The organism is Silvimonas sp., from assembly GCF_031291215.1.
GTDB lineage: Bacteria > Pseudomonadota > Gammaproteobacteria > Burkholderiales > Chitinibacteraceae > Silvimonas > Silvimonas soli.
Genome location: NZ_JARLJK010000128.1, coordinates 1 through 6578, shown reverse-complemented (window position 1 = coordinate 6578; position 6578 = coordinate 1). Strand labels below are relative to the sequence as shown.

General features: G+C 60.0%; 2 protein-coding genes. One reads left to right on the top strand and one right to left on the bottom strand.

Translation table 11 applies throughout. The features are described from left to right. The first annotated feature begins 824 nt into the window (after positions 1 to 824). Positions 825 to 1316 (top strand): hypothetical protein, encoded by a 492-nt coding sequence (locus P4L78_RS15165; protein WP_309328690.1) that lies wholly within the window; start codon positions 825 to 827, stop codon positions 1314 to 1316. Positions 1317 to 4704: 3388 nt separating this feature from the next. Here P4L78_RS15165 and P4L78_RS15160 read toward each other — a convergent pair. Beyond that, positions 4705 to 4962, bottom strand: coding sequence for a hypothetical protein (locus P4L78_RS15160; RefSeq protein WP_309328689.1), 258 nt, complete (start codon positions 4960 to 4962; stop codon positions 4705 to 4707). Between the last annotated feature and the right edge of the window lie 1616 nt (positions 4963 to 6578).

The window sequence follows — 6578 nt, the reverse complement described above, 5'->3', positions numbered from 1 at the left end:
GTGTGTGTGTGTGTGTGTGTGTGTGTGTGTGTGTGTGTGTGTGTGTGTGTGCCAGTGTGTTTGAGTGAACGGCCTGTGCATCCTTGCCTGAATGTCTGTATGTGGATGTGTGCATTGTGTCTGCCGCAGAGTACTATGAGATAGGGGGCCGCGCGGAGGACGCGTGGCTGCTTGCGTTGCCCCTCAACGGGGGCTGTGTTGTCAATAACCCTGACGTCATCACAAGATTCTTCTCACAGCCTGCACTCGCTCAGGAGTTGCAAAGAGACGCCCGTGCTCGCACCGCCCTTCGAACCACGTATGTGTTTGTGATGTGATTGCTGCGTACTTCTGCCGGGTCTGTGTGAGTGCACGCGTGTGTGCATTGCGCATGTTGGTCTTACCTGTGCTTGTGGCGCAGGTTGCTGGTGGCTGGGGCGGCATTTCTGTTTCGGTTACTACTTCGGTGAGCAATATTTTACATTGTAATGAAGGCTAGCATACAGCTCAAGGGCAGGGGATACAGCAAAAAACACATGCGCGTGAGCACACCCACACGCTCACACACTCAGGCTTGCCAATACACAAGACAAACACACATCACAAACTGGCAATCACACTGCACCCGGGCCGCACAGTGCCTCTCTTACTGGTACACACACTGGCAGCCATTGGCGCAGGACCAGTGAATGAGCACAGTCGCGAAGTGCATTGGTGAAGTCCAGCAGGCTGGCGAGAAAGTGGCAAATTCGCAGGCATCAGTGGACGAGATGGATTGAAGCAGGGCTGCGTGACTGTGTACACTGAGATGATACTTCCTCCGCTCGCTCCCCTCGGGGCAAACGATGCGGAATGAGACCAACGTGGGCGCAACCCAGGTGGGGTTGGACCGCACATCGCTCAGGCTGGCGCGCATGGTGGAGGCAGCCAATGCCTTGGGGCTGGAGCCTGACAGCTTTACCCGCATCGGCGTCCTCAAGTTTGACGACACAGATGTGAAGGAAGGCCTCACCCGCAACGTGACTCAGGGCACGCTGGGCGGGATTGCAACAGACTTGGATGCCACCGGGCCGCTAGTGGAGGACGAGGGCGTGGCTGACATGTTGGCTGACTCTGTTTGCCAGTGGTACTGGACATCGCTGGACGGCAAGTTCTCTTCCCCATTGGGCACTACCACGCCAAGACCACAGACTAGAACAGAATCCATAAAAACCTTGGTGGCTGCTGGAGGCGGTGACCCACCTGGACTAGAACGGCCGGGGTTCCGCACGTGCCAGTGGGGCGGGTTCATACCTCGGCGGCGGGATCCAGCGCAGCCGCATGCAAGCATGCGGTGAGCCAAGGAGCTGGGATGGCGTCATGCCCAACGTGAGTGGTGGAGGCGCCGGTGCTTGTGTCACCCGAGCCACTGGCACACCAACGCAAGGACGCCGGTAGGGACTCCGAGTCGGAGGAACGGGAGGACTTCTCTATGCCGCACCCCTGTGAGGCAGGGACTCGTCTGTTCTTCAAGTTCCTTCCCGACATTGAACACCTCCTTAAGTCCCTCCGCAACAACCTCAGGCTCGAAGGCTGCCACCGTGACCTCCGAGTCTCCGGTGACGCACATAAGGACCCGGCGCGTCGGATGTCGTACGGAACGCGGTGGGCAACAACTGGAAAGTGGGAGTTCTTCCCCGTACTCTGGCAACACTGGCACGACCTCCTGAAGTTCGACTTGAAATTCCATCCGTCCCCACGCACAGCGCCGAAGCTGTCCAAAGAAGCAGTGGACTTAGATTCCCGGTACGCACACACGCACACACGCACACACACACTCTCACCCATGCACGCACAAAGTGCTACGACACAGGATGCACACGCACCCACGTGCACTGTGTACACGCACGCACATACACAGAACACGCACACTCAACCCCTCTAACTCCGCACACGCACATACAATTCACACCAGCACTTACTGATTCGGTGTGGGCGCAGGGGCAAGATGAAGATGTCGCTGTTAACGACGTGATGAACACGCCAACGTGCTTGCGCTTGAAGTGCATGTACGAGGCGCAGCACACCCGGTGCGAGCCAGAGGATGACTCGGACCCCACCGTCCAACCGGATTTTTACTACAAGCGCCACATCACCAACCCAAGGGGACTCTGCGAATACTACACACGAGACATTTGCTACATCGCCCAGTACAGTATTTTCGCACTCGGCGGGGCAGCTTACGTGGCATATTTGACGACCCCGACGATCCTCAGGCTGCCCTCCTTGAGTTGGAGAAGATATACTCTGAGTGGATGGAGATGCCAGTGGATGCGGCGTGGAAACAGCACGTGTCCGCTGGCTGGGAGCCCGCCTGCCTACGCCACCAAACGGTTGAAGGTGGACTCGGAAGGCTTCGCCTCTCAGACGATGGACACCTATCACAACTTCAAAGGCGCCCTTCGCAGTCTTGTCAACCAGTGCGCACAACAGCTCCGAGTCCGAGTCCCTGACGCGGGGAGATCGGGCAGGTGCAAATTCCGAGTCAGCGTGAAGACACCATCGCATCAGCGGTTGGAGGGGCTGTTCGGCGCCATCAAGACCCAGGGACCACAGCGCAAGATGACACTGGGAGAGCACAGCTTCATCCTTGGCCAGTTGCAGCATTTGGTGATGGCCAGGGCAGTCGTCTAGGCGGCAAGGGTAAGGAGGAGGAGGCGGGGGATGCAGTGCGGTCGCCCCAGAGAATGCTGCGAGAACTTGAAGACGCCGAAGTTGATCGATCCATGGGCAGCGCGGGGCATGCTCAATCCCTTCAATCCTGCGTGTGCGGCCGCGCTGGACATGCCAGTGGAAGGCGAAGATGCTGCACCGGCCCCATCAGCCACCAAGCGGCACAAGGACGCAGCCGCCCTCAGGCTCCTGTTGGCACTGCGGAAGGCAAACATCAACACAGGCCAGCCAAGTGGGCGCACAGCAGCGGACATGGAGGCACTGCTGGCGCTGGTTGTGTGCACGGAAGACACGCGGAGGCCAACCGAGCCTTTGCCCACTTCAAGTTCCTGTTCCCGCCAAGGGACACGGTTATACCAGGCTTGGAAACACTTGGCGGGATTGCGCTCTGGAGTACCAGCGTTACTGCATTGACAGCTTCGTGCTGCAGAAGGAGGCGCGATGGAGGCGGCACTTCCCCAAGCTACGTTGTGATCGTGTGCGCATCTCGTTAAAGAGAGCTTTATTTGAGGAGGCCTTAAACGCCCAAGATAGGGGACCCAGCCATAAACGAAAAGGGACAAACATGCAAAACACGAACAAAAGAAACCCCACACAGCCATGTAGAAGCACCCGCCAGCGACAACTACACAACTGTATCAGGGCCGGGGGGAGGAAGAGGGAGAGAGAGGGGAAGGGAGAGCAAGAAACGGGAGCCAGAGAGAGAGAGAGGCAGAGAGAGAGAGAGAGAGAGAGAGAGACACACACACACACACCGACACACACAACATCCAAGCCAGTGAGCCTCCGCCTCTGAGAGCCACTGACACCGAGTGCCAGTGGGAGACGTGCCACAATGATCCACTGCTGTGGTAGCCATGACATCAACTCCGGGATTGCCAAACACCAGGTCACCATCCGGGCCCACATCAGAACCGCCGCTGTGGCCACATGGACAGCAAGGTGCGCTGGCCGCCGCTGATGGCAAGGTTGACAGCCGCAATCAATGACAACGACCACCAATGCCGCCAGGGCGTCCACGGCTGCAGCACTGGCGTGCCAGCTGCTACTGAAACAGCCACAATCAACGACAATGACCATCAATGCCACTGAGGCGGCTGCCAACAATGACAGCAGGGAGTGCCAGCCGCCACTGACACAGCCGTGACAATGACAATGCCTAGCACCGCCATTGCGTCCACCTTGACAGCACAGCGAGGCCATAGCCACTAACGCAGCCGCAATGACGACAGCCACCACCCCATGCCGCCACTACGTTCACACGGATAGCAAGGAGTGCCGGCTGCCACTGACACAGCCGTGACAATGACAATGCCTACTAGCACCGCCATTGCGTCCACATTGACAGCACAGCGAGGCCATAGCCACTGACACAGCCGCAGCGCTGACAACCACCACCCCATGCTGCCACTGCGTTCACAAGGACAGCAAGGAGTGCCGGCCGCCACTGACACAGCGGCGTGACGATGACAACGACCACCGACATGAACTGGGTTCACGTGGACAGCAAGGAGCGCCAGCCGCCACTGAAACAGCCACAATCAACGACAACGACCAACAATGCCACCGCTGCGGCCACATTGACAGCATGGAACGTCCATGCCACTGAGGCGGCTGCCAACAACTTGAATGACAACAGCCACCAACGCCGCCACTGCGTCCACATGGGCTGCAACGGGCGCCAGCCGCCACTGGCACTGACACAGCCGCGACAATGACAGTGCCTACTAGCGCTGCCACTGCGTCCACACTGACAACATGGCAAGCACGATGCCGCTGACATAGATGCAACGATGACAACAACCGCCCCACGCCGCCTCTGCTTTCACACAGACAGCAAGGAGCGCCAGCCGCCACTGACACAGCCGCAGTGATGACAGTGACCACCAGTACCGTCAATGAGGCCACGTGGACAGCAAGGAGTGCCAGCCACTACCGCCGCAATGGCAGCGACCACCAGTGCCCCCTCGACCAGGACCACAATGACTCGGATGACAGCAAGCAGCACCAAGGTCATGAACCATCGCCACAGCAGCAGCAAAGGCGAACACCATAGCTTCCAACCGCGCCAATCATCACAGCAGGGCGGACGCCGCTGATGCAGCCACAACGACGACAACACCGGCCCATCCTGATGCCGCCACACTGTGACAACGTCAACAGAATGACAGCATTGATGCCACTGACGCAGCCACGATCAATGACAGTGACCACCAGCGCCACCTCGACCAAGACAACAGCAGCAACGACAACAACCAGCACCAACGCCATCAGCCATCACCACAGCTGCAGGCAATGACAACCACAGCCACCTCAACTGTGCAGACAATGACGACCAACACACACACCCGCTCCAGTACCAGCCTCCATATCAGCAGCCCCGACCACAGCCACAACGCAGAGAGCGGCGGCGACCGGGGCAGCACCTGAGCCCCATTCCCATCAGTGACGGAGTTTAATCGCCACCACGCCCACCGGCAGCACCCAGCCCAGCCCCAGCACCAGCATGATATCGTCACAAACACTACAACCACGCTGACGATCGCCACAACAGGTGCAGCCACGCACTCGGACATGACCCGGCACGCCATCACCATATGAGGGCCTGGCCACTGGCAGCAAGCCAGCGCAGCGACCATGCTCCCATCCCAGGCGAACCACCGCTTGGAAGGTCATATTGCATGCACGACACACGCCCACGACAAAGGCGCTGCCCGGCTGGGGACACCTGCCAAGGATCAACCACGATCAGGGAGTGGGGACGCCAGCCACCTCGGCCCCTGGACACCACACAGCACCGTGACAGCACACCCACCAGCTCATGACCCATTGCCTCCCGCAAGCCACAGGCCCACACACTGAGCCTGGCATGATGGGATGGCACACCTGGCCCTGCAGCCCCAAGGCCACCCCGCCACATGTCCCACACCACTCATCACTACATATACACACAGCAAGCGCAGACCAGAGCCGCTGCACCGGCCCAGACCATGGCCGAGGCAAGACCGAAACGCGCCGGGACACACACCCCAAAACATTCCGGGCAAACTGGCCACGCTGTCCCATGCCCGCACACGCGCCTCCCGCACAGCCTGACCCCGCGCCCGCCCTGACTCCTGCAACGCACAGGCCCCTCTGCGCCACACCATTGCTTCACCCTCGCACCGGCACACCCTCCGCACACGCCGCATCACGACACCGCCGCCACATCCCGCCCCCTGCCCGCAGCTGCCAGACACCCTCTCAACGCCCACGAAACACCACACGCTCCCTACACACTTCACTCTCGCCAACACTCGCCCTCACACTCCACACCGCCCCACAGCTCCAGCGAACACTCCATCACCAACTCGACCCAGAACGAGTTGAGCCCCTGCACCCTCACACCCCTCCACCCCTCCCCCACGCGCCGCCACCCCCACGCGCACCGGGAGACCACCACCACAGCCCGCCCACTGCAGCAGCGGCCAGACACACAACACCACCACTCAGCCTCACCCTCACACGCCACACCGCCAACACCCTCAACCAACACAAGAGCCGTCACCACAACACATCCCCCGCACCGCCAACTCGATCAGCCCACCGAGTTGAACCACCACCACTACTCCCGCCACACACCCCCACCCCCGACGCACCCTCCCATCCACTGCAGCCCCCAAACCAATCCCCCCACAACACCACACACCCACCAACACATTCCAACCTCTCTCCATCACTCAGCCTCACACTCCACACCGCCAACACCCTCAACCAACACAGGAGCCATCACCACAACACAGCCCCTGCGCAGCCAACTCGATCAGCCCACCGAGTTGAACCACCACCACTACTCCCGCCACACACCCCCACACACCCCCACCCCCATGCATCCTTGGTTATGTGGT